Annotated in this window: 19 protein-coding genes and 1 pseudogene; 9 read left to right on the top strand and 11 right to left on the bottom strand. The window is 68.6% G+C overall.

The genetic code is table 11. From position 1 onward, the window contains the following. Positions 1-34 precede the first annotated feature (34 nt). Positions 35-1,285, top strand: coding sequence for a TIGR04053 family radical SAM/SPASM domain-containing protein (locus FEZ32_RS05715; protein WP_138680174.1), 1,251 nt, complete (start codon positions 35-37; stop codon positions 1,283-1,285). A gap of 37 nt (positions 1,286-1,322) precedes the next feature. On the opposite strand, the gene FEZ32_RS05710 is transcribed toward FEZ32_RS05715, so the two are convergent. Further along, the gene (locus tag FEZ32_RS05710) at positions 1,323-2,801 is read right to left on the bottom strand and encodes a glutamate-cysteine ligase family protein (protein ID WP_138680173.1); all 1,479 of its coding nucleotides are present in this window, start codon (positions 2,799-2,801) and stop codon (positions 1,323-1,325) included. 56 nt (positions 2,802-2,857) lie between these two features. Further along, positions 2,858-3,832: a calcium/sodium antiporter gene (locus FEZ32_RS05705; protein WP_138680172.1), complete on the bottom strand. Its 975-nt coding sequence runs from the start codon at positions 3,830-3,832 to the stop codon at positions 2,858-2,860. A 53-nt stretch (positions 3,833-3,885) separates the two neighbouring features. Between FEZ32_RS05705 and FEZ32_RS05700 the strand changes: the two genes are divergently transcribed. From FEZ32_RS05700 to FEZ32_RS05690, 3 genes are all read left to right on the top strand, one after another. Beyond that, on the top strand, positions 3,886-6,516 hold the full coding sequence (locus tag FEZ32_RS05700) for a glycoside hydrolase family 65 protein (RefSeq protein WP_138680171.1): 2,631 nt from the start codon (positions 3,886-3,888) through the stop codon (positions 6,514-6,516). Positions 6,517-6,667: 151 nt separating this feature from the next. Next, positions 6,668-8,041 carry a DUF222 domain-containing protein gene (locus FEZ32_RS05695; protein ID WP_138680170.1) on the top strand — a complete coding sequence of 458 codons (1,374 nt, stop codon included), beginning with the start codon at positions 6,668-6,670 and terminating at the stop codon, positions 8,039-8,041. 123 nt (positions 8,042-8,164) lie between these two features. Continuing rightward, positions 8,165-9,700 carry a glycoside hydrolase family 32 protein gene (locus FEZ32_RS05690; protein ID WP_138680169.1) on the top strand — a complete coding sequence of 512 codons (1,536 nt, stop codon included), beginning with the start codon at positions 8,165-8,167 and terminating at the stop codon, positions 9,698-9,700. A 25-nt stretch (positions 9,701-9,725) separates the two neighbouring features. On the opposite strand, the gene FEZ32_RS05685 is transcribed toward FEZ32_RS05690, so the two are convergent. Continuing rightward, positions 9,726-11,222: an amino acid permease gene (locus FEZ32_RS05685; RefSeq protein ID WP_051238023.1), complete on the bottom strand. Its 1,497-nt coding sequence runs from the start codon at positions 11,220-11,222 to the stop codon at positions 9,726-9,728. Positions 11,223-11,405: 183 nt separating this feature from the next. Here FEZ32_RS05685 and FEZ32_RS05680 point away from each other — a divergent pair, with 183 nt between their 5' ends. Next, on the top strand, positions 11,406-11,957 hold the full coding sequence (locus FEZ32_RS05680; protein ID WP_028702060.1) for a DinB family protein: 552 nt from the start codon (positions 11,406-11,408) through the stop codon (positions 11,955-11,957). A gap of 25 nt (positions 11,958-11,982) precedes the next feature. On the opposite strand, the gene FEZ32_RS05675 is transcribed toward FEZ32_RS05680, so the two are convergent. Further along, positions 11,983-12,201, bottom strand: coding sequence for a hypothetical protein (locus FEZ32_RS05675; RefSeq protein WP_138680168.1), 219 nt, complete (start codon positions 12,199-12,201; stop codon positions 11,983-11,985). An 89-nt stretch (positions 12,202-12,290) separates the two neighbouring features. Further along, a pseudogene (locus tag FEZ32_RS14185) lies at positions 12,291-12,884 on the bottom strand (MFS transporter); the annotation flags it as partial. Positions 12,885-13,218: 334 nt separating this feature from the next. Between FEZ32_RS14185 and FEZ32_RS05665 the strand changes: the two are divergent. From FEZ32_RS05665 to FEZ32_RS05655, 3 genes are read left to right on the top strand one after another with little or no spacing between them, the layout of a single operon-like run. Next, positions 13,219-13,947, top strand: coding sequence for an HAD family hydrolase (locus FEZ32_RS05665; protein ID WP_051238022.1), 729 nt, complete (start codon positions 13,219-13,221; stop codon positions 13,945-13,947). 1 nt (position 13,948) lies between these two features. Further along, the gene (locus FEZ32_RS05660) at positions 13,949-14,815 is read left to right on the top strand and encodes a metallophosphoesterase (protein WP_138680167.1); all 867 of its coding nucleotides are present in this window, start codon (positions 13,949-13,951) and stop codon (positions 14,813-14,815) included. Next, entirely contained in the window at positions 14,812-15,663 is an 852-nt protein-coding gene (locus FEZ32_RS05655; RefSeq protein ID WP_138680166.1) for a MurR/RpiR family transcriptional regulator, read from the top strand. Before FEZ32_RS05660 ends, FEZ32_RS05655 begins: the two co-directional genes overlap by 4 nt. Before the next feature lie 20 nt (positions 15,664-15,683). Here FEZ32_RS05655 and FEZ32_RS05650 read toward each other — a convergent pair whose 3' ends face one another. Together FEZ32_RS05650 and FEZ32_RS05645 are read right to left on the bottom strand one after the other, a co-directional pair. Then, the gene (locus FEZ32_RS05650) at positions 15,684-18,137 is read right to left on the bottom strand and encodes a glycoside hydrolase family 31 protein (RefSeq protein WP_138680165.1); all 2,454 of its coding nucleotides are present in this window, start codon (positions 18,135-18,137) and stop codon (positions 15,684-15,686) included. Positions 18,138-18,224: 87 nt separating this feature from the next. Then, positions 18,225-18,947, bottom strand: a complete 723-nt coding sequence (locus FEZ32_RS05645; RefSeq protein WP_138680164.1) for an MgtC/SapB family protein — start codon at positions 18,945-18,947, stop codon at positions 18,225-18,227. Here FEZ32_RS05645 and FEZ32_RS05640 point away from each other — a divergent pair. Continuing rightward, the gene (locus FEZ32_RS05640) at positions 18,946-19,248 is read left to right on the top strand and encodes a DivIVA domain-containing protein (RefSeq protein ID WP_138680163.1); all 303 of its coding nucleotides are present in this window, start codon (positions 18,946-18,948) and stop codon (positions 19,246-19,248) included. The two genes, FEZ32_RS05645 and FEZ32_RS05640, sit on opposite strands and share 2 nt — an antisense overlap. Positions 19,249-19,252: 4 nt before the next feature. On the opposite strand, the gene FEZ32_RS05635 is transcribed toward FEZ32_RS05640, so the two are convergent. The 4 genes from FEZ32_RS05635 to FEZ32_RS05620 form a co-directional block, all read right to left on the bottom strand. Then, positions 19,253-20,968 (bottom strand): glycoside hydrolase family 13 protein, encoded by a 1,716-nt coding sequence (locus FEZ32_RS05635; RefSeq protein ID WP_244937924.1) that lies wholly within the window; start codon positions 20,966-20,968, stop codon positions 19,253-19,255. 135 nt (positions 20,969-21,103) lie between these two features. Then, positions 21,104-21,985, bottom strand: a complete 882-nt coding sequence (locus FEZ32_RS05630) for a carbohydrate ABC transporter permease (protein WP_175415738.1) — start codon at positions 21,983-21,985, stop codon at positions 21,104-21,106. Next, complete coding sequence (locus tag FEZ32_RS05625) at positions 21,985-22,911, bottom strand: carbohydrate ABC transporter permease (protein ID WP_097798144.1); 927 nt, start codon at positions 22,909-22,911, stop codon at positions 21,985-21,987. The genes FEZ32_RS05630 and FEZ32_RS05625 overlap by 1 nt, the downstream gene beginning before the upstream one ends. 24 nt (positions 22,912-22,935) lie before the next feature. Beyond that, on the bottom strand, positions 22,936-24,171 hold the full coding sequence (locus tag FEZ32_RS05620) for an ABC transporter substrate-binding protein (RefSeq protein WP_244937923.1): 1,236 nt from the start codon (positions 24,169-24,171) through the stop codon (positions 22,936-22,938). Positions 24,172-24,273 lie beyond the last annotated feature (102 nt).

Below are 24,273 nucleotides of genomic sequence, written 5' to 3'. Positions count from 1 at the left end.
CTGGTGCCAGCCCTTCCGGACGAGGAGGAACCACGTGACCACCACGACGCATCCCGGACATCCCGGAGTTCACCACCCCGGACATCCCGGCGGTCACCCGCTGGTCCGCGAGATCAAGCACGATCTCAGTCAGAAGCCCTTCATCGTCATCTGGGAGGTGACCCGGGCCTGCGCCCTGGTGTGCAAGCACTGCCGGGCCGACGCCCAGCACCACGCCGCCCCCGGCCAGCTCACCACCGCCCAGGGCAAGGATCTGATGGACCAGCTGGCCGGCTACCAGAAGCCCTACCCGATGCTGGTCCTCTCGGGAGGCGACTGCTTCGAGCGCGAGGACCTCAACGAACTGGCCGCCTACGGCGTCTCCAAGGGGCTGCACGTCTCGGTCTCCCCCTCGGTGACCCCGCTGTTCACCCGGGAGCGGATCCAGGGGCTCCAGGACGCCGGGGTCTCGATGCTGTCGATGTCCCTGGACGGCGGGACCGCCGCCAGCCATGACGCCTTCCGCGGCATCCCGGGCACCTTCGACCGCACCGTCGAGGCCTGCCACATGCTCAACGAGATGGGCATGAGGTTCCAGCTCAACACCGTCTTCACCAAGAAGAACATCCTTGACGCCCCACAGATGATGAAGAACGCCATCGACCTGGGCGCCTTCATGTTCTACACATTCATGCTGGTGCCGACCGGCCGCGGCGCCCACCTCGACATGCTCTCCCCCTACGAGCGCGAGGACGTCCTGTACTGGCTGCACGACAACTCCACCCGGATCGCAATCAAGACCACCGAGGCACCGCAGTACCGCCGGATCGCCTTCCAGCGGGCCGCCGTCGAGCGCGGCGAGGCCGAGCCCGTCCAGCACGGCGAGCTGTACCGCTGGCTGACCCGCGAGACCACCTCCCTGCTCGGCGCCCACATCGACCGGCCGCGTCCCCCGCGCACCCCGCTGGCGATCAACTCGGGGTCCGGGTTCGTCTTCATCGACCATGTCGGCGACGTCTACCCCTCCGGTTTCCTTCCGGTCCACTGCGGATCGGTCAAGGAGCGCCCGTTCGCCGAGATCTACCGCGACTCCCCGGTGATGAAGGCGCTGCGCAACCCGTCGGGGTTCAGCGGTAAGTGCGGGGTCTGCGAGTTCAACCACTTCTGCGGGGGTTCACGCTCCACCGCCTACGCGATGACCGGCGACTACTTGGCCTCCGACCCCTCCTGCGCCCACATCCCGGCCGGCTACACCGGCCCGCTGCCCGAGGGAGTGCATCGCGAGGGAGCAGACCTGCTGGCCTGATTTCGGCGCCCCCGAGTGATCGAGGTGGCGGCGACGATCAGCTTACCGACCAGGTGTGGACCGGCTCTCCGATGTGCTGCTTGTCCCGGTACAGGCAGGTCATCCGGACCAGTGCCTCGGCCCGCGACAGTCCGCCGCTCTCCAGCTGGGAGACTACATGACGCTGCCAGGCGGCGCCGTTGTGGCCGCTGATGGCCCTCTCCCGGACCACCGACATGTAGTGGCTGATGAGCCCCGGGTCGACCTCGAGCATCTCCAGACCGGTGGCGGCCAGCGGGATGAGGACGTCGGCGAGCAGCTCAGCGACCGGGACCCGGCCGAGCCCGGGCCACCTCACCTCGGCGTCCAGGCCGTGCTGGGCGCAGGCAGTGAAGTTCGCCTCGGCGTCGGCGAAGGGCATCCGCGACCAGATCGGCCGGACCTGACGGGCCAGCCTGCTCACCAGCCCGTAGAAGAAGGCGGCGTCGGCCATCTGGTCGGCGATCGTCGGACCGGCGGCCAGCACCCGGTTCTCCACCCGCAGGTTCGGCCTGCCGCCGCCACCGGCGTCGTAGATAGGACGGTTCCAGCGCCACACCGTGCCGTTGTGCAGGACGAGCTCGTGGAGCCGGGGAGCGGCCCCCTCGGTGAGCAGGGAGGTTCCGGCGGCCTGCCGCGACTCCGGCAGGATCGCCGGGAAGTAGCGGACGTTCTCCTCCCACAGGTCGAAGACGGTGTTGATCCAGCGCTCCCCGAACCACACCCGGGGGCGCACCCCCTGGGTGATGAACTCCGGGGGCCGGGTGTCGGCGGCCTGACTGAAGACCGGGATCCGCGACTCCGCCCAGCCGGCGTTGCCCAGGAAGAACGGCGAGTTGGCCGACAGCGCCACCTGCGGTCCGGCGATCGCCTGGGCGGCATTCCAGGTGGGTGCGAAGTTGGAGGGGGTCACCTGGAGATGGAGCTGCACCGAGGTGCAGGCCGACTCCGGGGCGATCGAGGAGAAGACCAGATCGGTCTCGTCGTCCCCCTGGATCTGGATGGTGATGTCCTCCCCGCGAGCCTCCAGGATCGCGTGATCGAGGGCCTGGTAGCGGTTCTCCGGGTTGCGCCAGTGGGGGTGGCGCAGGTCCTCGGCGGTGAGGGTCGGCAGGATCCCGATCGGCAGCAGCCGGACGCCGATCTGCCCGGCCCTCTCCTGGGCCAGGGCGAGCCGGGCGCGCAGTGCCTGCTCGACCCGGTCGAGGTTGTCGCCCTTGACCGGGAAGGCCGGCAGGTTGAGCTCGAGGTTGTGGGCGCCGAGCTCGGTGGTGAAGTCCTGCGAGCCGATCGCCGCCAGGGTGTCGGTGGCGCGGCGGACCGGACGCCCGTCGGCGTCGATGAGGTTCATCTCCATCTCCATGCCGATCGACCCCGCGGGGGCGAACTCGGCCTTGGGGAGGTATCGCGCGAAGGTCTCGAGGTTCTCGCGCATGGTGATCCGGTAGCGGGTGCGCTCGGCGTGCGTGTAGGTCACGGAGCTGGTGTCTCGTCCCATTGCTCAACAGTGGCACGGCGTCGGGCCGGTTCACCACAGGTTCAGCTCAGCGCCGGTCATCCCTGAGTGAGAACCAGGGCGGTGAAGTAGGCCAGGTAGCAGGCCACCATCACCCCTCCCTCAAGTTTGGACAGCCGCCGCCCGGTGAGGAACAGCGGGATGCACAGCAGGCAGACCGCCACCATCAGGGGAAGGTCGATCCTCAGCAGGCTGGGGTCGATCGGGCCCGAACCGCCCGACACCAGGACCGGCACCCCCAGGATCAGGGTGAGGTTGTAGGTGCTCGACCCGATGAGATTGCCGATCGCGATGTCGCGCTCCCCGCGGAAGGTGGAGATGATCGCGGTGAACAGCTCGGGGGTCGAGGTGCCGATGGCGATCACGGTGAGCCCGATGAAGGCGTCGGAGACCCCCATCGCCCGGGCCAGCGACTCCGCGGCACCCACCAGCCAGTCGGCCCCCACCACGATGACGGCGATCCCCACCACCAGCAGGACCAGGTACAGCCAGGTCCGCCGCCCCGCGCCGTGGCCCCCGACCCCGTCGATGAGCTCCTCGATCTCCTCGACGGGTCGCGGGTCACGGCTGCGCTTCGACCACAGCCCCAGGGCCACCGTGTAGACCACGGCCAGCGTCACCAGCGGGATCCCGGTCCAGGTCGCCAACTGGCCTCCCGCCGTCAGGCCCAGCACCAGGACCGCGACGATCACCACGCTGGGCAGATCCAACAGCAGGGTGCGCCGGTCGAAGTGGACCGGCCGCAGCAGGGCGCACAGGCCCAGGATGAGCAGCAGGTTGACGACATTGGTGCCGGCGATGTTGCCGATCGCCAGAGACCCGGCATTGGCCCTCATGGCGTCGATCCCGACGGCCAGTTCCGGGGCGCTGGTGCCGATCGAGACGATGGTCAGACCGATGACCATCGGCGGCACGCCGAGTCGGGCGGCCAGCGCCGCACCATTGCGCACCACCAGCTCCGCACCGCCGACCAGCGCGGCCAGACCGACCACGAGCTGGATCACCGATGCCATAGTGGATCTTATCCAGACGCGTCCTCCCATCGACGAAGCACGAAGGAGTGCCGATGAGTCATCCCGTTCCCGATCCCCCGATGGACCGCGTCCGCCACCCCCTGGACCCGTGGGCGCTGCGCGAGACGGCGCTGCCCTCCCGACCGGCGACCGCCGAGACCCTTTTCGCGGTCGGCAACGGGTATCTCGGCATCCGGGGCACCTCGGAGGAGGGCCATGACGCCGTCTCCCCCGGTACCTTCATCAACGGCTTCCACGAGACCTTCCCGATCCATCACGCCGAGGAGGCCTACGGGTACGCGCGGGTCGGACAGACGATGCTGCCGGTACCGGATCCGACGGTGATGCGGATCTACGCCGACGCCGAGCCCCTGCACCTGCCGGTGGCCGATCTGGTGAGCTACCAGCGGGTGCTGGACCTGCGCTCGGGGACCCTGGAGCGCGACCTGGTCTGGCGCACCCCGGCCGGGGTGCGGGTGCACGTCGTCTCCCGCCGGATGGCCTCCTTCACCCGCCGCCATCTGGCGGTGATGGAACTGGAGATCACTCCGCTGGACGGCGATGTTCCGCTGACCGTGGTGAGCTCGGTGGTCAACCGGTTGGACGCCGACCCGGAGGCACCCGATCTGGAGAGGTCCGGGCTGGAGAGCTCTGGTCTGGAGGACTCAGCGGCGGTGATCGCCGACCCGCGCAAGACCGACGGGGTCGGCGGCCACGTCCTGCAGTGCGCCGAGTCCCGTCGGGACGGTTCGCGCCACTACCTGGGTTACCGGGTGGCGGCGTCGGGGATGACCCTCGGGATCGGCGTCGACCACCAGATCGATGCGCACGGCGAGGTGACCGAGCACGAGGAGCACGGGGCCGACGTCGTCACCCGCGAGTTCCGGATGCTGGCGGCCATCGGGAAGACGGTGCGACTGGTGAAGTACGTCGCCTACCACTCCTCGCGCTCCTCGGAGCCCGGCGAGTTGATCCAGCGGTGCCGGCGCAGCCTGGACGAGGCCGTCGCGGTCGGCGTCCGCCCCCGGGGTGCTGCCGACGGGAGGACAGGCGGCGGGAGGACGAGCGACGTCGCGGACCTGTTCTCCGAGCAGCGGGAGTGGATGGACGGGTTCTGGCGTCGCAGCGATGTCGAGGTGCTGGGGCGTCCGGACCTCCAGCAGGCGATCCGGTTCAACCTCTTCCATCTCGCCCAGGCCGCCGCCCGCTGCCAGGGCCACGGCATCCCGGCGAAGGGGCTCACCGGCACCGGCTACTCCGGCCACTACTTCTGGGACGGCGAGGTCTACGTCCTGCCCTTCTACTCCTACACGACCCCGGAGGTCTCGAGGGCGGCGCTGCGGTTCCGCTGGACGATGCTGCCGGCGGCCCGGAACCGGGCCCGGGAGATCAACATGGCCGGGGCGCTGTTCCCCTGGCGCACCATCAGCGGGCTGGAGGCGTCGGCGAACTACGCCCAGGGCACCGCCCAGTTCCACATCGACGCCGACATCGCCTACGCCCTGATGCTCTACGTCCGCACCTCGGGGGACTGGGACTTCCTCACCCGCACCGGCATCGACCTGCTGGTGGAGACCGCCCGGATGTGGCTGGATCTGGGGTTCTTCCGGCTGGAGGGGCAGCGCTGCTTCCACATCCACGGCGTCACCGGCCCCGACGAGTACACCACCGTCGTCAACGACAACCTGTACACCAACATCATGGCGCGCGGGAACCTCTGGGACGCCGCCCGCACGGTGCGCCGGATCCAGCGCGACCACCGCGAGGCCTACTCCCGGATGGTCGACCGAGTGGGTCTGCGGCCCGGGGAGGTGGAGGCCTGGGAGGAGGCCGCGGAGCGGATGTACATCGCCTACGACCAGACTCTGCGGGTCCATCCCCAGGACGACCAGTTCCTCTCCAAGGAGGTGTGGGACCTTCCGAACACCCCGGCCTCCGATCGTCCTCTGCTGCTGCACTTCCATCCGCTGGTGATCTACCGCTACCAGGTGATCAAGCAGACCGACGTCGTGATGGCGCAGTTCCTGCACTCCGACGAGTTCTCCGCCGAGGAGAGGCTGCGCGACTTCAACTACTACGAGCCGCTCACCACCGGGGACTCGAGCCTGTCGGCGGTGGCCCAGGCGATCGTGGCCGCCGACGTCGGGCATGTCGCCAAGGCGGTGAGCCATTTCCGGAATCTGCTGTACATCGACCTGGCCGATCTGCACGACAACACCGAGGACGGAATCCACATCGCCTCGGCCGGCGGGGTGTGGAGCGCCCTGGTGTACGGCTTCGGGGGGATGCGCGACGACGCCGGGATTCCCGATCTGGACCCTCGGCTTCCCGAGGAGTGGGAGGGATTGCGGTTCCGGCTCACCCTGGCCGGCTCGCGGGTGCTGGTGGAGCTGGCGCCCGATGCCCTCGAGCTCACCCTCGAGGAAGGGTCCGGAGCCGTCCTGCAGGTGCGCGGGAAGAAGGTGGAGGTGACTCCGGCGGGGCCGGTGAGGATCGATCTGGAGCCCTACTCCCGACTCTCCGAGGCGCCGACGATGAGCGACATCGCGGGGCTGGAGAGGGCCGACGGGACCATCATCGAGCCCAGCCTTCCCAGTCACTCGACCCATCGGCTCGGGACCAGGGCGGCGACCAGGGGACGTCCGGAGGTGCACTTCTCGGTGCGGGAGGAACCCGGTCGGTGAGTGGGCGGCGTCCTGATGGTTCGGGGGAGGTCCGGGTCGGGAGGGTCGTGTGATCGGGAGGACCGGTGGTTCGGCAGGGCTTGGAGACTCGGCCAGCACCGCCCGGATCGGGCTTGCGAAAACTGTCAGACCTCCCTGCTTGAATTGGTACATGGAGGACACCGGAGGGTTGATCAGGCAGGCCAGAGTGCGACTGGCCGATGCCGATGCCGCCCGCCGTCGCGGTGAGGTGGAGACGATCAGAGCGGTGCTCCAGATCGTCGATCTGTGGCCGAGTCCCGAGCCCCTGCCGGTGGACCGCGACTCCTCCTCCACCCAGATCGCCGCCTCCTCCTCCGACCACCCCACCCCCGACCCCGCCTCCGAGCGGACGGTTGCGGCCGGGTCCGAGGGAGCCGGGGTGGTCGGGGAGTTCGTGGCCCTGGAGGTGGCCGCCACTCTGGGAATCTACGATCCGATGGCCAGCATGATGGTCCACGACGCCGTCAACCTGAGGGGCCGCCACCCCATGATGTGGGCCGCCGTCCAGGAGCTCACCCTCGAGGTGTGGCAGGCCCGCAAGGTCGTCCGTGCCTGCACCGAACTGTCCGCCGAGGCGGCCGGGAGAATCGACGCCACCCTGGCCCGGCTGTGGGGGACCGTCGGCTGGTCGAGCATCTCCAGGCGACTGCCGCGTCTGGTGGTGGCCGCCGACACCGCTCTGGCCGCCCGCAAGGCGCGCCGGGCCAGGCAGGAACGGTTCGTCCACATCCGTCACAACGGCGACTCCACCTCCTGGCTCACCGCACGGATGGACACCGGTGCCGCGCTGTGTCTCCAGAACAGCATCCAGCGCCTCACCGACCAGATGATCGACGAGGGCGCCACCGAGGAGCTGCCCCTCCTGCGGGCCCAGGCCCTGGAACTGCTGGCCACCCCCTACCTGCCCTCCTCCTCGGAACCGGCCAACCCGTCGCCGCCGCTTCCGCTGGCCGATGTCGTCGTCCATCTCGACGCCGCCGATCTGGATCCCGCGCGATGGTCGACCGGGGTGGCCCAGGTGGACTGCCGCGGTGGCGATGTCGGCCCGGTACTGCTGGCCGATGTGGCCCGTCTGCTGGGCCATCACCGGGTCCGCGTCATCCCGGTCATCGACCAGGGTGCCGATCCGGCGACCGACGGCTACCGGATTCCCACCGGGACCAGGATGCAGCTCCAGTTGCGCGAGCAGACCTCGATCTTCCCCTACTCGTCGCGACGATCCTGGTCCTGCGATCTGGACCACACCGTCCCCTACCGATTCTCCCGACCCGACTCCCCGGCCCCACCCGGTCAGACCAGGATCTCCAATCTCGGGCCCGTCTCGCGGCGGGAGCACCGGGCGAAGACGGCGGGAAGATGGCGGCTCGAGCAGCCCGCACAGGGCGTGTATCTGTGGATCTCGCCCACCGGGATGCGCTTCGCGGTGGTCAACGGACACACCCATCGGCTCGCCGATGTCGGATCGGTGGAGCGCGGGGAACCGGACGTGGTCGCGGCGCGCTGATCACTCGCCCGTGCTGCGCAGACTGCACATAATCGTGAGTTCGGCCCAGTCAGGACCACTTCTCACAGCATCTGCGCATAAGCTTCTCCTTCGCAGTGATCTGGACCGAAAGAGTGGGAGAGCATGATCGAGACGCTTGAGGGGTCGCGCCCCGGTGAGGCCACCACGGCTGCCACAGCTGAGAGGAACCCGTCGACCGGCGGGTCCGGACTCCCCGCTCCGGTCTCACTTCTGCAACTGCCCGACGGCTGTCACCTGTTCTGCCGGGCCGGGGATCGCTGGAGCCAGGCGGTCAGTTCCGACCTCCTGCACTGGCGCCACATCCCCACCACCGACCACCATCTGCCTGCCGACTCGGGTTGCGTCGTGGCCGACGGGGCCGATCTGGTGGCTCTCCTGCTCCACCACGGCGCCTCCGACACTTCTGGCTCCACCTCCTCAGTCACGATGGCCCGCAGCACCGACTCCGGCCGCACCTGGTCCCCTGAGCCCGGACCGGCGGTTGAGGTCTGCCTGCCCGGCGCCCAGTCGCCCGATGCCCGGCCGTTGGACCTCCGGGTGATCCGCGATGAGGCCCACGACCAGTGGGTGATGATGGTCGCCGACGGCACCGGGTTCACATTCCTGGTCTCCACCGACCTGACCTCCTGGACCGCCACCAGCGTCCTCGACGCCACCCGCTGGCACGAGGGCGGGGCCCTCTGCCATCCCGATCTCCTCCCGCTGGATCTGGAGGGTCAGACCCGCTGGGTGCTGTGGTGGACCAGCGCCGCCTCCCCCCGGACCAATGGGTCGACCACCCGGTACCTGGTCGGCGACTGGGACGGCGGCACCTTCACCCCGCAGAGAGATTCGTCACAGACCGGCACCCCGGCGTCGGACCCGGTGCTGCGCACCGATCTCGGTCGCGACCTCTACGCCCCGATCTCGGTCCAGGACGCCTCGGGACGCCGCATCATGATTGCGGCGGTGGGCAATGAGGACTACGCGGATCTGACCCCCGGCAGCACGGCGACCCCCGATGACCGGCCGCCCACCCTGGCCACACCCCGCGAGCTCCGCCTGGTCCACACCCCGGCCGGTCCGCGTCTTGTCTCCGCACCGGTCACCGCGCCAATCGGTCCGGACGCCACCTCGCGCACCGTGGCCGACCGGCCCGTCACGGCGGCGTCCAACCCCCTGTCGCAGCTCGGCGGCCGGGCTCTGGACGCCGAGATCGAACTGGAGGCCTCGGCCTACGACTCCGCCGGCTCCGTCACCCTTCAGATCCGCTGCGACGGACAGGTCCACACCGACCTGGTGTGGCGTCCCGCGGAGGGATCGCTGACCCTCGACCGCAGCGAGAGCGGCGCCACCGAGTTCAGCCCGTCATTCACCGCCCCGAGCACCGAGCCCGGGGTGCCCGCCGAGGGACTGCTGCGCGCCACCTCCGCGACGGTCACCACCCGCTGGCCGCAGTCCTGCCTGGGCGTGATGCGCCGGGCATGGCTGCGGGTGGTGGTCAACCCCTCGAGTGTCGAGGTGTTCAGCCCCGACGGTCTGGTCGCCATCACCTCGGTGATCTTCCCGGGCCCGGGAGCGACCGGGCTGCGACTCGCGGCGACCAGTGGGACCGCTCGGCTGGTGAGCGCCACGGTCCACCCGATCGCCGCGAGCTGAGGAACTGCCTGTCGATCGAGGTCGCCTACTTGTCGGTCTGCTTCTCGGTCATCGCGTACTCCTCCTCGGGGGAGAGCACCAGACGCTTGCGGCCCAGGGTGGCGAAGTAGATGATCGCCAGGACGTACAGGCCGACCACCGTGTAGATCGCCGCGATGTAGTCCGGGTTGAGCAGGACGCCGATGAAGATCACCACCGCGACGATCCCGGCGAACACCGCGCCGCCGATGCCGAACATGCTGACGTGCGGGCGGGAGGCGTTCGGGAAGCGACGTCGCAGGATGACGAACGAGGTCATCTGCAGCAGGTAGGACAGCACCGCGCCCCAGACCGCCATGTTCAGCACCACGGAACCGGCCGAGGAGCTGCCGTACTGGACGATGAACAGGGACAGGAAGCCGATCACCGCACCGACGATGAGGGCCAGGTAGGGGGTCTTGCGCTCACCGGTCAGGGACAGGAACTTCGGGTAGTAGCCGGCCCTGGACAGCGAGTACATGTTGCGACCGTAGGCGAACATGATTCCCTGCACCGACGCCAGCAGCCCGACCAGGGCGAACAGCGACAGGATGGCTGCGAGATTGCCCGGGATGAGGGCGGAGAAGCCGTCGAGGAGGGGCTGGGAGGACGCCGCCGTCTTGGTCGATCCCAGCACGGCCGGGTTGAGGAAGACGACGATCGCACCGGTGACCATCAGGGTGAGCATGGCCCAACGGCTGGCCCGGGGGATGTCGCGCTCCGGGTTGTGGGCCTCCTCGGCGGCCAGCGGGAGCTCCTCGATACCCAGGAAGAGCCACATCGCGAAGGGCATCGCGTAGACGATCGACCATCCGCCGAACGGCAGGAAGGTGCTGTGACCGGGGCCGGCGGCGACGTCCCACAGGGAGTGGAAGTCGAGCTTCCCGGAGAACAGCGCGATGAGCATGAATGCCAGCAGGATCCCCACCGAGATGAACGCGACGATCACCGCGAACTTGAAGGAGGCCTCGGCGCCGGCCGCGTTGAGCAGGACGAAGACCGCGTAGAGGACCACCCACCACAGCGGCATCAGGCTGTGGGCCTCCAGGCTGAACCCGGTGAGCGTCTTCATGATCTGGTCGGCGTACTGGGCCGAGAAGTAGATCACGACGCCGGTGGTCATGACGTACTCGATGGTCTCGGCCAGGCCCGTCACGAATCCTCCCCACGGGCCCATCGCGGCCCGGGCGAAGGAGTAGGCGCCGCCGGTGTGCGGCATCGCCGCCGACATCTCGGAGATGGAGGCGATCATCGCGATGTACATGCACACGACGATGGCCGCCGCGACCAGGAAGCCGCCGAAACCGGCAGCGCTGATGCCGCCGTTCCAGCCGGAGAAGTCACCGGAGATGACGGCGGCGACACCGATCCCCCACAGCCCCCAGATCCCGGCTGTCCGTTGGAGCTGGCGTTTGTCGAAGTAGCCGTCCTCGGCCCGTTGATAGGTGACGCCGGCGACCGCGACCGGGTCCTCCTTGGCGGGTTTGTCGGTGATGATGCTCATCTGCGCTCCTTGGAGTGTGTGGACTCAGGGCGCGCGACGCCGGGGCGTCGGCGTCGATTGCAGGACGATAACCCCGGAGAACGAGCCCACCGCCCCAATCTGCGGCGCATTAACGAGGTCGTTACCGCACCGGTTCAAGCCGTAACACCCGGTGCATTGTCGATGAGTGACTGCCCTTGTCGGATGACCGAGATCTGGCCGGTGGAACCGCCGGTGGCCGGCACCGAGCAGGAGCACCTGGTCGGCATGCTCGACCGATTGCGAGCCACCTTCCGGTGGAAGGCCGGAGGCCTGGACGCCGAGCAGCTGGCCCGGCGGACGACGACCTCCGCACTGACCCTCGGCGGGCTGCTCAAGCACCTCACCTACGTGGAGGACATCAAACTCAGCTGGGCATTCGAACAGGAGCCCGGCGAGCCCTGGCGGTCGGTCGACTGGGACGCCGACCCCGACTGGGAGTTCCGCACCGCGGCCCTCGACAGCCCGGCCGAGCTGTACTCCCGCTACGACCGGGCGGTGAGCACTGCCAGACGCCGTCTCACCGAGCTGCTCGACGAGGGCGGCCTGGACATGCCGACCGCCAGACAGTGGCAGGGACAGACCGTGCTGTTGAGGCGGATCGTGTGCGATCTGGTGGAGGAGTACGGACGCCACACCGGCCATGCCGACCTCATCCGCGAGGCCATCGACGGGCTCGTCGGGGAGGACCCTCCGGAGGGTTGGCAGCCGAGCTGAGCGTGGCGGACGGGCCCGCTCTGTCTCAGTCCTCCTGAGCGAGCACCCGCGGCACGAAGAAGGCGGTGGCCAGGGCTGCCAGGGAGATGAAGAAGGAGATCCACAGGCCGCCGGTGTACCCGGCGAGGGTGCCGGCACCCACCGTCGCGGCCACCGAGGTGACCCCCAGACCGTTGCCGATCCCGAAGGCCGCACCCAGCAACCCGGGCAGCGCACCGGGTGCGCTCCTGGGCGACAGCAGCACGAGGCCGGCAGGCCGTAGCCCACCTTGGTGTCCTGGGCGAAGAGCACGAAAGTGAAGTAGATCACCGCGGAGAAGGCCACCGTGAACAGGATGGTGGTCGCCAGCAGCGGCCAGATCTGCCGCGACACCAGATGGGCCGGGTTGATCAACGGATCATGACGACGTCTCTCGACCAGAGTGAAGGCGACCGCACTCACGACGAAGATCGCGATGTAGATCAGCGTCGTCTCGGCACCCCACCCCTGCGCGGAGCCGTGGGCGACGAGCTTGGTGAGCGCGATGAGCACGACGGTCATCAGAGCCGCACCCCACCAGTCCATCCTCCCCTCGATGAGCCCCACCTCGTGGCGGGGCATCGTCACCCCCATCGCGAACGTCTTCGGCTGCAGCCTCGCGCCCAGGACCACGAAGGTGATCTGGAAGGACCCGCAGGCGATCCCCTGCAGGACCCGGGCGCCGAGCGGCACCGGCAGATTCGGGGAGAACAGAGCCACCACGCTGCCGATGGCCGCGATGGTCAGGACGATCATCAGCATCCGGCGGCGACCGAGGAAGTCGGACCAGCGGGTGGCCACAACCCCGGCCACCGACCCGGCCAGGGAGAACAGGGAGCTGACCTGGGCGATCTGGGTGGTGGAGGCGGAGAAGGTCCGCGCGATGTCCGGCAGGGTCGGGGCGACCATCGTCGCATTGAGCTGATAGGCCACCACGGCGGTGATGAGGGCGGCGACCAGGCGGACTGCCGGACGTCCGGTGATCACCCCGATGCCTGCGGTGGGAACCGAGGCCGCGGTGTCCGCGCCGGTGGAGGAGGCTGAGGGTGGGGCGGAGGGGGTTGCGTTGGTCACAAGAGACTCCTTCGGCTGCAGATGAGCCGGAATCGAACTGTGTGGACAGCAAGTTCACCAAACGCATAACAGCGCGACACAATGTCCCAGACCCGTCAAACCCACGCGCGATCCCGACCGATGACGATCCGGAGGTCTTCTCGTGAACACCGAACAAGGGGCAGATGGCATGGCGATCTCACACATTCTGGTACTGGACTTCGACGGCACGGTCTGCGTCGGCGACTCGCCGGTACTCGCCTACGGCCACCAGCTCGCCCGGCAGCTGCACGACGACCCCCGCACCGCCGATGTCGACATCGAGGCCACCCTGCGCGACTTCCTCACCTCCTCGAAGGGATCCGAGCCGGCCGTCCTCGCCGACGCCGTCGACGGATACGCCGCCGCCCAGACCCTCGGGAGGCGCCACGGTCTCACCGCCGAGCAGATCCACCGGGCGTTCCAGCAGAGTCGGAGGATGCTCGACGACGGTCTGCTGGAGACCAGCACCCCGAAGGGCCTCCCCCAGTTCCTGGCCGACCTGCCGGCCACCGTCCACCGGGTCCTGGTGACCAACGCCCCTCTGGACGGCGTCACCTCCCAGCTGGAGAAGCTCGGGGTGGCCCCCGTGATCGACCACATCGTCACCGACGCCCACAAGCCGGCCGGCAGCCCCGCCATCCTCACCGGACTGCTGGCCGAGGCGGGCCTCGCCGAGCGCCCGGAGTCGCTGCTGAGCGTCGGCGACGTCTGGACCAACGACCTCGCCCCGGCCCTGGCCCTCGGCTGCCGCACCGCATTCATCGACCGCCGCCGCACCGGGGTCGGCACCCCCTCGGCCCGCGGGGAGACCTTCGAGGAGCTCTACGCGTTCATCTCCTCCTGGGCTGCCACCCCGGTTCTCAGCGAGAGCCACTGAGATGGCCTACTTCCTCCAGCTGTCCGACGTCCATCTGGTGGCCCCCGGGAAGAAGCTCTACGGAACCGTCGACTCCACCTCCCTGCTCCGGGACCTCCTGGACCGCCTGGCCGACGCCGAGCTGGCCCCCTCGGCGGTCCTGGTCACCGGCGACGTCGGCGACCACGGCGACCACGGCGACGCTCAGGCCTACCGGACCGCCCGCACCCTCATCGAGTCCTATGCCGGCCGGACCGGCTGCCCGGTGATCTGGGTGAACGGCAACCACGACGAGATCGGGTCCTTCCGCAGCCACATCCTCGACGGCGGGGTCATCGACAGGGTCGAGCACGTCGACGGGGTTCGTCTGATCGTCCTGGACAGCACCGTCCCCGGTGCCAGCCACGGCCTCCTCACCCCCGACCAGTTGGACTGGCTGCGCACGGTGCTGGCCGGCCCGGTCGAACCCACCCTGCTGCTGATGCACCACCCCCCGCTGCGCTGCCCGCTGCCCGGGCTGGACCGCGACATGCTGCGCAACCGCGCCGATCTCGCCGAGCTGCTGGAGGGTTCGGGGGTCTCGATGGTGGTCACCGGCCACACCCACTACGCGGGGGCCGGGGTCTGCGGCGACGTCCCGGTCTGGGTGGGCGGCTCCACCGCCGCCTACACCGACGTGGTGCCCCCGAAACGGCGCGCCCGCACCGCCGACTACGGGAGCTTCAGCCGGATCGACCTCATCGACGGGGAGGCGGTCGCCGTCTCCATCCCCTGCCAGCAGATGGACACCGTGCTGGACTTCCAGGCCATCATCGACGGCACGATCGACAAGGGCCTGCTCGCCGAGATCGGGATCCCGGCGAGGGCCGACGAGAAGGACCGCCGGTGAGTGAGGACGCCCTGACCAGCCCGGTCACCGCGACGATCCGGGCCCGCTCACCGCAGTTGAGGAACAGCGAGCTGACGGTGGCCCGGTTCATCCTCGAGAATCCCCGGGAGGTGGTCGGCCTCACCGTCAACGAGCTGGCCGCCGCGGTGGGACTGTCCCGGGCGACCGTCATCAGGGCCGCCAAGAGGTTCGGGTTCAGCGGCTACCAGCAGCTGCGGATCGGCCTCGCCCAGGAGGTCGGCCGGTCCCCTCTCGGCCCCGGCGAGCACACCGGCCCCTACGGCGACCTGCTGTCCACCATCGGGCGCTCGGTGGAGGACCTGAGGTCGGCCGGCAGCCTGCTGGACGCTGCCACCGTCGACCGTGCCACCGAGCTCATCGCCCACGCCGGCACCGTCTTCGTGGTCGGCTGCGGGCTGTCCGGCCCGGTCGCCGACGACCTCGCCATGAGGCTGTCGGCCCTGGGCATCCCGGTGAGCCGCACCGTCGACCCGCTGGCGCAGCAGATCGCCGCCTTCTCGCTGCCTCCCGGGTCGGTCTGCGTGGCCGTCAGCGGCAGTGGCCGCAACTCCGCGACCCTCGCCGTGGTGCGCGCCGTGCGGGAGCGCGAGGTCCCGGTGGTCCTCATCACCACCGCGCAGACCTCCCCCACCGCCGAGTCCGCCGACCTCGTCCTGCTGGTCGCCCTGCCCGGGATGAGCGACCCGACCGGGATCACCGAGATCACCCGGCTCCCGCTGTACCTGCTCGGTCAGGCGCTGGCCGGCGCGGTCGGCCACCTGGCCCCGCAGCGCGGGGTCGCCGAGAAGGTCGCCGCGACCGTCAACGCCTTCGCCGTCCAGCCCTGAGGCCGGTCCCCGCCGGAATCTCAACCCTCCAGGATCTCGGTGAGGGCGGAGACGAGCTCGGGGGTCGCCAGGTCGTAGTCGTGGACCTCCGCCAGATGGCCCAGCGGGTAGCGGCCCACCGAGGTGACGGCGTTGAGCGCCGCCGCCCCCTGCTCGGCGACCAGCCGGTAGATGGTGTCCTTGAGGACGAATCCGGTCTGGGCGGCGGCCAGCAGCTCCTCCACGGCCGCCAGGGTCTCGGGCTGGCCGGTGGTCGCCAGCACCGCCGACCGGACCACCATCGTCCCGCCGGTGCTGCGCAACCTCAGGCGGGTCCGCCCGTCGGCCTCCTCGACCCCCATCAGCTCGCCCCCCTCCACCTCGAACCTGGCCCCGGAGCGCGAGGCGAGGCCGAGCAGGGTGAGAGTCCACTCCACCCGCCCGGACCGGTCCCGGTCGGGGCGGGTGATGGTCAGCCGGCCCTCGGTGGCCGACAGCTCCAGCACCGTGGTCTGCCACTGGTCGTCCGCGGTCTCCTCGTCCAGCTCGAACCGTCCGTCGGCCCCGGCGGCGACCAGCACCTCCAGCTCGGGGAACAGCTCCCGGGCGTCCAGCGACTCCCCTTCGGCGACCAGCGGCAGGAATCCGCCGGCCCTCAGCAGCACCGGGATCGACATCAGGTCGCGCCACATCCGATGGCTCCGGCCGCCGCGGTAGGACCGGCCGGTGACGATGTCGGTCCACCTTCCCGAGGGCAGCCAGACATCGGCATGGCCCCTGGCCACCACCGGGTCGTTCGGGACGACGATCGGGGCGACCAGCAACTGGGAGCCGAAGAGGTACTCGTCGAGATACCGGTAGGCCTGCGGGCTGTGGTCCTGGTAGTAGACCGGTTCGACGAGGGACCGACCGTCGCGGTGGGCGCGCAGGTTCATGGCATTGAGATAGGGCAGCATCCGGTGGCGCAGCCGGAGATGCTCGATCATCGCCTGGCGTCCGGGCTGGGAGTACTTCCAGGGCTCCTTGCCCGAGAACCGGGAACTGCTGGAGTGCAGTCTCATGATTGGGGAGAAGACGCCGAACTCCACCCAGCGGGTCGCCAGCTCGTCATTCTTGTAGCCCTCCATGTGCCCGCCGATGTCGTGGCTCCACCAGCCATAGCCGATATTGGCCCCGGCGGCGGTGAATCGCGGCTGGAAGGCCAGCGACTTCCAGGTGATCAGGGAGTCCCCGGAGAAGCCGACCGGGTAGCGGTGCGAGCCGGGCCCGGCGTAGCGGGAGAAGATCAGGCCGCGGTCCATCTGGGTCGCCGAGTCGACGTAGTGGCCGTGGTTGAGCACCCACAGGGGGTCCATCCCGGCGATCCTCGAATAGGGCCCCGACTGCCAGTCGATCCACCAGAAGTCGGTACCCATCTTCTCCAGGCCGCGGTGCAGCACGGTGAAGTAGGCATCCATGAAGGCCCGGTTGGTGACGTCGAAGTCCACCGGATGGCCATCGGCAGGGCGGCCCAGAGCCTGGCACATGGCCGGGTAGGGCTCCTCGAAGGCCCGGATCCCGTCGGCCGGGTGGACGTTGAGGGTCACCGCGAGCCCGCGCCGGTGAAGCTCGGCCTGGAACCGCTGCGGATCGGGAAACAGTTCACGGTTCCAGGTGTAGCCGGTCCACCCCGAACCGAACTTCGGGTCGATATCGGTCAGATGCCAGTCCATATCGATGACAGCAACCGAGAACGGCACCTTCTCGGCCTCGAACCGATCCATCAGCTCCAGGTACTCGGCCTCGTCGTAACGGTGATAACGCGACCACCAGTTACCCAACGCGAACCGCGGCAGCAGCGGCTGCGAGCCGGAGATCGCGAACAGATCTCCGACGGTCTCGACGTGGTCGTGGCCCCCGGCGAACAGGTACAGGTCCTGGGATCCGGGTTCGGCATGGCGGGCTGCCAGTCGGCCGCCGGAGTCGAAGACCATCGCCTTCGAGTCGTCGATGACGGCGTATCCCGCCTGGCTGACCACCCCGGGCTCCAGGTCCACCGGCCCATCGGCGACATCGAGGGTGCGAGCCGCCCCGCCCATATTGCCGTCCAGTTCCGGGAAGGGGTGCCCGGTCTTGGTGAGACGCCGGTGGGAGGGCAGCGACAGGTCCTGCTTGTAGCGCCACACCGAGTGGTAGTTGGAGATCCCGCCGCGGACCGCGGCGCTCAGCCCGTTGGTGGTGAAGGGGCCCCGGCCGTAGTCGAGCACGTAGTAGTCGGTGACGATCCGCAGGCCGGTGTCGGTCGGCAGGACCTGATAGTCGAAGGCGGGCAGGTCGCGGTTCAGGGCGAAGGTGGTCGGCCGATCCTCGAAGTGGCCGGAGGGAGACCACTCCAGCCGGATGACACGCGGGGTCAGCGGTGTGAGCCGGTAGTGCTCACCCTGCAACAGGGATGCGGCTGCCGAGTCCGGGGTCACTGCAGGCCCGGTGGGCGAGACGGCATCTTCGACGCTCATGGGATGTTCTCCTGGAAGTTCGATCTGACCGGCACGAGGTGACCTCACCACCCTATCGATGGGGTCACGCGGTGCCAGCACGGCAGTTCACTCGGTCTCCGGGTCCGCCACCACATCCACCGACAGGACGCCCTCGGTGCCGGTGAGCCCGGCGACCAGCGCGGAGGTCTCGCGCGGGCCACTGAGCTCCAGCATCAACCGGGCATTGTCGGTGCCGGGCACCGCTCTGGGGCTCGCCCGCGAGACCGACCATCCGGCGTCGGTGATCCGCGACAGCAGCTCCCTCAACAGACCGTGGCCATCCAGATATCTGACGTCCAGGTGGATCCTCACCGGCTCCCGGTTGAGCAGGCCGTCCTCGACGACACCCAGCCCCAGCGTGATGACGAAGTGCAGGGCGGTAACGACAACCGCCAGCAGCCACAACCCGGCGCCGGCCGCCATCCCGATCGCCGAGGACTCCCATACCGAGGCAGCCGTGGTGAGCCCACGCACCCGGGAGTGCTGGGTGATGATGAGCCCGGCCCCCAGGAAGCCCACCCCGGAGACCACCTGGGCCGCCACCCGCGAGGGGTCGACCCGGATGTCGCCGCCCAGCAGCGGCACCAGGTCGAAGAACCCGTACTTGCCGACCTGCAGGAACAGTGCCGAGGAGACGCCGACGATGGCCTGGGTGCGAAGCCCGGCACCCTTACCGCGCAGGCTGCGTTCCAGGCCGACCAGCGCAGTGAGCACGAAGGCCAGCAGCAGCTCCGCCAGCTGGGTCCAGCCCTGCCCCAGTGGAATCTCTAGAGGATACTGGGTCACCATGTTCCCATTCTCGCGATCCAACCGGCCCTCGCGCCAGGCTTTCCCCGGACCGATCACCGTCGAGGAGATCCGCTCGGTCCGCTTCGCCAAGGGGGGCCGCTCGGACTACCGGGCAGAGCAGGTCGATGACTTCCTGGACGCGCTGGTCGCCACGGTGGCGGCCGGCGAGCCGATCGACCAGATGGTCCACCGGCCGAGGTTCAAGCTGTCGACGAAGTTCGACGGCGCCTATCTCGCAGACGACGTCGATGCCTTCATCGACAGCCTCCAGGGGCGTCCGGTGGCCCCCCGGCAGAACTGAGCGCTCAGCCCTGGCGAAGCCAGACGGTGGTCGCCCCGGGCAGCAACTGCTGGCCGTCCTCGTCGGCCGACAGGTGCTCGCTGGCCACCAGCAGTTCGCCGGCCGGAAGAGCGACGGCCTCGGCGCCGAAGTTGGTGAGGCACAGCCATCCGCCGGGACGCCGGAAGGCCAGCACATCACCCTGGGACAGGCCGTCATCCCATTCCAGGCTCTCCGCCGCCTGGCCCTCACCGGTCACCAGGTCCGCGCGCACCGCCAACGCCCTGCGGTACATGCTCAGAGTCGAGTCCGGATCGGCCTCCTCGGCCGCCACCGAGTCGGCGGCGAACCAGGCGGGCTGGGGAAGGTGCGCCCCGGCAGCTCCGAAACCGAAGGAGGGGCCCTCGCTGGTCCAGGGGATCGGCACCCGGCAGCCGTCGCGGCCCAGCCCGTCGTAGTCTCGGCGCCCGCCGTGGAAGAAGGCCGGGTCCTGTCGCTGGTGGTCGCCGATCTCGGTGACCTCGTGAAGACCGAGCTCCTCACCCTGGTAGAGGTAGGCGCTACCGGGCAGGGCCAGCACGAAGAGCGTCGCCGCCCGGGCCCGACGGACCCCCAGATCCCGGTCCAGCTGGTCGGCGGGAGCCCCGGCCAGCATCCACTCCGCGCCCTGCTTGACCTTGCGGCCGTTCAGCGGGGCCAGTCCGTAGCGGGTGGCGTGACGGGTGACGTCGTGATTGGACAGCACCCAGGTCGACGAGGATCCTGACAGCTCCTGCTGCTCCAGATTCGTCGACACCACCCGGCGGAACTGGGCGGCGTCGAAGTCGGCTGTCAGCAGGTCGAAGTTGAAGGCCTGGCCGAGCGACTCGGGCCGGGCGTAGCGAGCCCGGCGGGCCGGATCGTCGAGCCAGGCCTCGGCCACTGCGGTGCGCGGGGGGTCGTACTCGTTGAACACCTCGCGCCACTCGGCGTAGATGTCCTGAACCTCGTCGCGGTCGATCGTCGGATGCGTCCCGTCGATCGGCATCGCTGCCAGCTCGGCGGCCGAGGGGAGCACCTCGGGCAGATCCTTGGCCAGTGAGTTGGCGACGTCGATCCGGAAACCGTCGACCCCCCGGTCGGCCCAGAACCGCAGGGTCTTGAGGAAGTCGGCGTGGATCTCGGGATTGTTCCAGTTCCAGTCGGGCTGCTCGATGGCGAAGCTGTGCAGGTACCACTGACCGTCGGGCACCCGGGTCCAGGCCGCCCCGCCGAAGGATCCCTTCCAGTCGGCCGGCGGGATCTCGCCGTGCTCGCCCAGTCCGTCACGGAAGATGTAGCGGTCGCGAGCCGGTGATCCCTTCTCGGAGGCCAGTGCCTCCTTGAACCAGGGATGCTGGTCCGAGGAGTGGTTCGGAACGATGTCGACGATCAGCCGGATACCGGCCTCATGCAGCTTGGTGCTCATCTCGTCGAACTCGTCGAGGGTGCCGATCCGCGGATCGACATTGCGGTAGTCGGCGACGTCGTAGCCCCCGTCGGCCAGTTCGGAGGGGTAGAAGGGGCTCAGCCAGACGGCGTCCACCCCCAGCTCCTTGAGGTAGTCGATGCGGGAGATGATGCCGGCCAGGTCGCCGATCCCGTCCCCGTTGGCGTCTGCGAATGAGCGCGGGTAGATCTGGTAGACCACCGCCTGACGCCACCAGTCCGGGGAGTCGGCGGGAATGCGGAACGGGGACTGTTCTGCCTGCGTGAGGGTCACGGTGCTCCTTCTGGGGTTCATTCGAGGATCAAATCAAATCTATCTCGGGTCGGATCTGGCGAGAGTCCTGCCCTCGCCCGCCGCCGGAACGCGACGGGCTCTGACCGGCCCCCGGGGTGAGGGCGCCGTAGCACCTCAGCCCTTGACGGCTCCCTGGGTGACTCCCGACATCACCCATCGCTGGGTGAAGATGTAGGCGATGACCGCCGGGGCCATGGCCATCAGGTAGGAGGCGAAGGACACGTTGTAGTTGTTGGAGAACTGCGTCTGGAAGATGTTCTGGCGCACCGGCAGGGACTGCATGGCGGCGTCGGAGATGATGAGCGAGGGCATCATGAAGTCGTTCCAGGCGTAGAGGAAGGCGAAGATGCCGACCGTCGCGCTCATCGGTGCCAGCAGCGGGAAGATCAGCTGCCAGAAGGTCTGCCAGGTGGTCGCCCCGTCGATCTGCGCGCTCTCCTCCAGCTCGTAGGGGATCGAGCGCAGGAAGGTGGTGAACAGCAGGACGCTGAAGGCCAGCTGGAACATCGTCGCCAGCACGATGACCCCGGCCGGGTTGTCCAGGTGGATGATGCCGGTGAGCTTGATCTGGGGCAGGGCCACCACCGGGAAGGGGATGAACATCGCGGCCAGCACGTAGAAGAAGGAGTAGCGGAAGAACTTCCGGTCCCAGTTGCGCACCATCGCGTAGGAGGCGAAGGCGGCGAGGAAGATCGTCGCCACCACGACTCCCGCGGTGATGACGGTCGACACGCCGGCACCGACCGCCGTGTTGGTCATCGTCCAGGCCTCTTTGAAGCCGTCGACACTGAACGGGTGGGGGAGGCTGAAGGCCTTGCCATCGACGGCCTGCTTGGTCGTCTTGAAGGCCATCGAGATCGTGACGTAGAGCGGGACGAGCACCGTCAGCGAGCAGATGGCCAGGATGATCGTGCCCGGCCAGTTGACCCTCTCGGGGCGCATCCGGATCTTCTGGGGCTTCTCCGCGGGAGCCGAAGCCATGGGTAGCGCGGTCATCAGTTGTTCCTTCCACGCATGAGGGAGAGCTGGAGCAGCGAGACGATGAGGGTGAAGATGAAGAAGACCGTGGCATTGGCCATCTGGTAGGCGTAGTCGCCGTTGGTGAGGCCGCCGACGATGTTCATCGCCACGCTCATCGTGGAGGTGCCGGGGCCGCCGTTGGTCAGGCCGACGATGATGTCGTAGGCGTTGAGGTAGCCCTTGAAGCCGAGGATGGTGTTGATCACGACGTAGCTGAAGACCAGCGGCAGGGTGATCCTGATGGTCTGCTGGAACTTCGACGCGCCGTCGATGTCGGCGGCCTCGTAGACGTCACCGGGGACGGCCGTCAGCCCTGCGATGTAGATGAGCAGGGTGCCGGGCATCGACTGCCACGCCGTGACGAAGACGACGGCCAGCCAGGCCAGGCTCGGGTTGGTGATGATGCTCTCCTTGAGCCAACCGATGCCCAGGGCGTTGCCGAGGGCGGGCAGGGAGTTCGAGAAGAGGAACTGGAAGACGTAGGCGATGACGATGCCCGAGATCACCATGGGGATCACGAAGATCGTCCTGAGGACCACCTTGGCGCGGATCTTGGAGATGAGCCCGATCGCCAGCAGGAAGGAGGCGACGTTCACCAGCACGACGGTCACCAGGGCGAAGCCCACGGTGAAGAAGTAGCTCGACCGGATCTGGGGATCGGTGAACATCGCGATGTAGTTCTGGAGGCCGATGAACTTCCAGTCGCCCACACCGATGAAGTTGGTGAAGCTGTAGAAGATGCCGACCACCGCGGGCAGCGGGATCGCCAGGGTGAAGAGGATGAGGGTGGGGACGGTCATCCACCAGAAGACCGGGGCCACCTTGTGCCGGGTGTGGTGCAGCGTCGCATGATCGACCTTCTGGTCGATCTTCGCGGACGCGGGAAGTGATGTCGTAGCCATGGGTTAGCTCCTTCTGCTCCGTGCCTACTGGCGACGGGCGAACCGCGCCCAGTCCGCGTCGATGGTGGCCAGGACGGTCTTGGAATCGCTGCCGAGCACGATGCTCTGGGACAGGTTGGTGATCGGGATCGCCTGGGGGATGACGTAGGAGGGGCCGGCGTAGAACTTGCCGCCCTCGTAGTAGGAGCGCAGTCCGGCGATCCGGGGGTCGGTGACCTTGGCGGCGTCGGTGGTCGGCCCGTATCCGAGCTGGGAGGCGTTGTAGGCGTCGATCCTCTTCTTCTGGAAGAGGAAGTCCATGAAGTCCTTGGCCTCGGCCTGATGCGTCGACTGCTCGGGGATCATGGCAGCCAGGTCGACGTTGACCGCCACCTTGAGGTCGGAGGCGTCATTGGTCATGGGCAGCGGGAAGGTCCCCAGCGGCGCCTTGTCATTGGTCTTGGAGATCTCGCTGAAGGCCCACGGTCCCTGGAGGTACATGGCCGCCTTGCCGTTGGCCATCGCGGTGTTGCCGTCGCCGTAGATCTTCGAGTTGGCGTCCTTGTTCGTGTAGGTCTTGACGAGCTGCATCATCTTCTGCATGCCGGGCAGGAAGTCCTTCTGGAAGGAGACCGCGGAGTCGGGGCCGACGTCCTTGCCCTCCTTGTCCATGGAGGCGAAGAAGGACTTGAGGTCCACCGATCCGCCGGCCGCGTAGTCGAACCAGCCCTGGGAGACCGTCCAGGAGTCGAAGAGGGTGCCGTAGAAGGGGGTGACGCCGGCGGCCTGGAGCTTCTTGCAGACGGCGATGAGCTCGTCCCAGGTGGTGGGCACCTGCAGGTTGTACTTGACGAAGATGTCCTTGTTGTAGAGAACGCCGGCGGCCATGATCGAGTAGGGGACGGCGCTGGTGCGTCCCGGGCAGACGCCCACCTGGTTCACCAGGGTCTTGACGTCGGGGCGGATCCGCTTGGCGGCGTCGGTGTCCGACAGGTCGGTCACCGCGCAGTGGGTGACGTAGCGGGCGGCCTGGTTGTTGAAGTTGGCCAGCAACAGGTCCGGCGGGTTGCCCCGGACGAAGCCAGCCGCCGTGGTGCCGATCCCGGAGGTGTCCATGACAACATGGACCTTCTTCTGGGAGGCGTTGTAGTCGTTGACGACCTTCTGCATGTAGGGGATCCCCTCACGCTTGTTGAAGGCGAAGACGATGCGCTGCTGACCGCTGGCGGAGCAGCCCGCCAGGGCTGTACCGGCCAGCGCTGCGGCAGCGACGACAGCCACCAGGCGCCTGATGCGAGAGGCGACGGCACCGCGACCCCGGCGCCCCGTTGGCGAAACTGATGGTGCGTGGGGTGATGGCATTCGAACAGATGATGGTTGAGG

The sequence above is a fragment of the Acidipropionibacterium jensenii genome (assembly GCF_005890135.1).
Lineage (GTDB): Bacteria > Actinomycetota > Actinomycetes > Propionibacteriales > Propionibacteriaceae > Acidipropionibacterium > Acidipropionibacterium jensenii.
Note: the sequence above shows the minus strand (reverse complement) of the source record. Positions and strands in the feature narration are given on the sequence as shown.

What these genes read in the sequence shown, in the direction of transcription:
- FEZ32_RS05690 (WP_138680169.1), top strand. Translation starts at nt 8,165, where the DNA reads ATGATCGAGACGCTTGAGGGGTCGCGCCCCGGTGAGGCCACCACGGCT.
- FEZ32_RS05630 (WP_175415738.1), bottom strand. Translation starts at nt 21,985, where the DNA reads ATGACCGCGCTACCCATGGCTTCGGCTCCCGCGGAGAAGCCCCAGAAG.
- FEZ32_RS05650 (WP_138680165.1), bottom strand. Translation starts at nt 18,137, where the DNA reads ATGAGCGTCGAAGATGCCGTCTCGCCCACCGGGCCTGCAGTGACCCCG.
- FEZ32_RS05685 (WP_051238023.1), bottom strand. Translation starts at nt 11,222, where the DNA reads ATGAGCATCATCACCGACAAACCCGCCAAGGAGGACCCGGTCGCGGTC.
- FEZ32_RS05640 (WP_138680163.1), top strand. Translation starts at nt 18,946, where the DNA reads ATGTTCCCATTCTCGCGATCCAACCGGCCCTCGCGCCAGGCTTTCCCC.
- FEZ32_RS05645 (WP_138680164.1), bottom strand. Translation starts at nt 18,947, where the DNA reads ATGGTGACCCAGTATCCTCTAGAGATTCCACTGGGGCAGGGCTGGACC.
- FEZ32_RS05700 (WP_138680171.1), top strand. Translation starts at nt 3,886, where the DNA reads ATGAGTCATCCCGTTCCCGATCCCCCGATGGACCGCGTCCGCCACCCC.
- FEZ32_RS05705 (WP_138680172.1), bottom strand. Translation starts at nt 3,832, where the DNA reads ATGGCATCGGTGATCCAGCTCGTGGTCGGTCTGGCCGCGCTGGTCGGC.
- FEZ32_RS05625 (WP_097798144.1), bottom strand. Translation starts at nt 22,911, where the DNA reads ATGGCTACGACATCACTTCCCGCGTCCGCGAAGATCGACCAGAAGGTC.
- FEZ32_RS05660 (WP_138680167.1), top strand. Translation starts at nt 13,949, where the DNA reads ATGGCCTACTTCCTCCAGCTGTCCGACGTCCATCTGGTGGCCCCCGGG.
- FEZ32_RS05665 (WP_051238022.1), top strand. Translation starts at nt 13,219, where the DNA reads ATGGCGATCTCACACATTCTGGTACTGGACTTCGACGGCACGGTCTGC.
- FEZ32_RS05680 (WP_028702060.1), top strand. Translation starts at nt 11,406, where the DNA reads ATGACCGAGATCTGGCCGGTGGAACCGCCGGTGGCCGGCACCGAGCAG.
- FEZ32_RS05710 (WP_138680173.1), bottom strand. Translation starts at nt 2,801, where the DNA reads ATGGGACGAGACACCAGCTCCGTGACCTACACGCACGCCGAGCGCACC.
- FEZ32_RS05695 (WP_138680170.1), top strand. Translation starts at nt 6,668, where the DNA reads ATGGAGGACACCGGAGGGTTGATCAGGCAGGCCAGAGTGCGACTGGCC.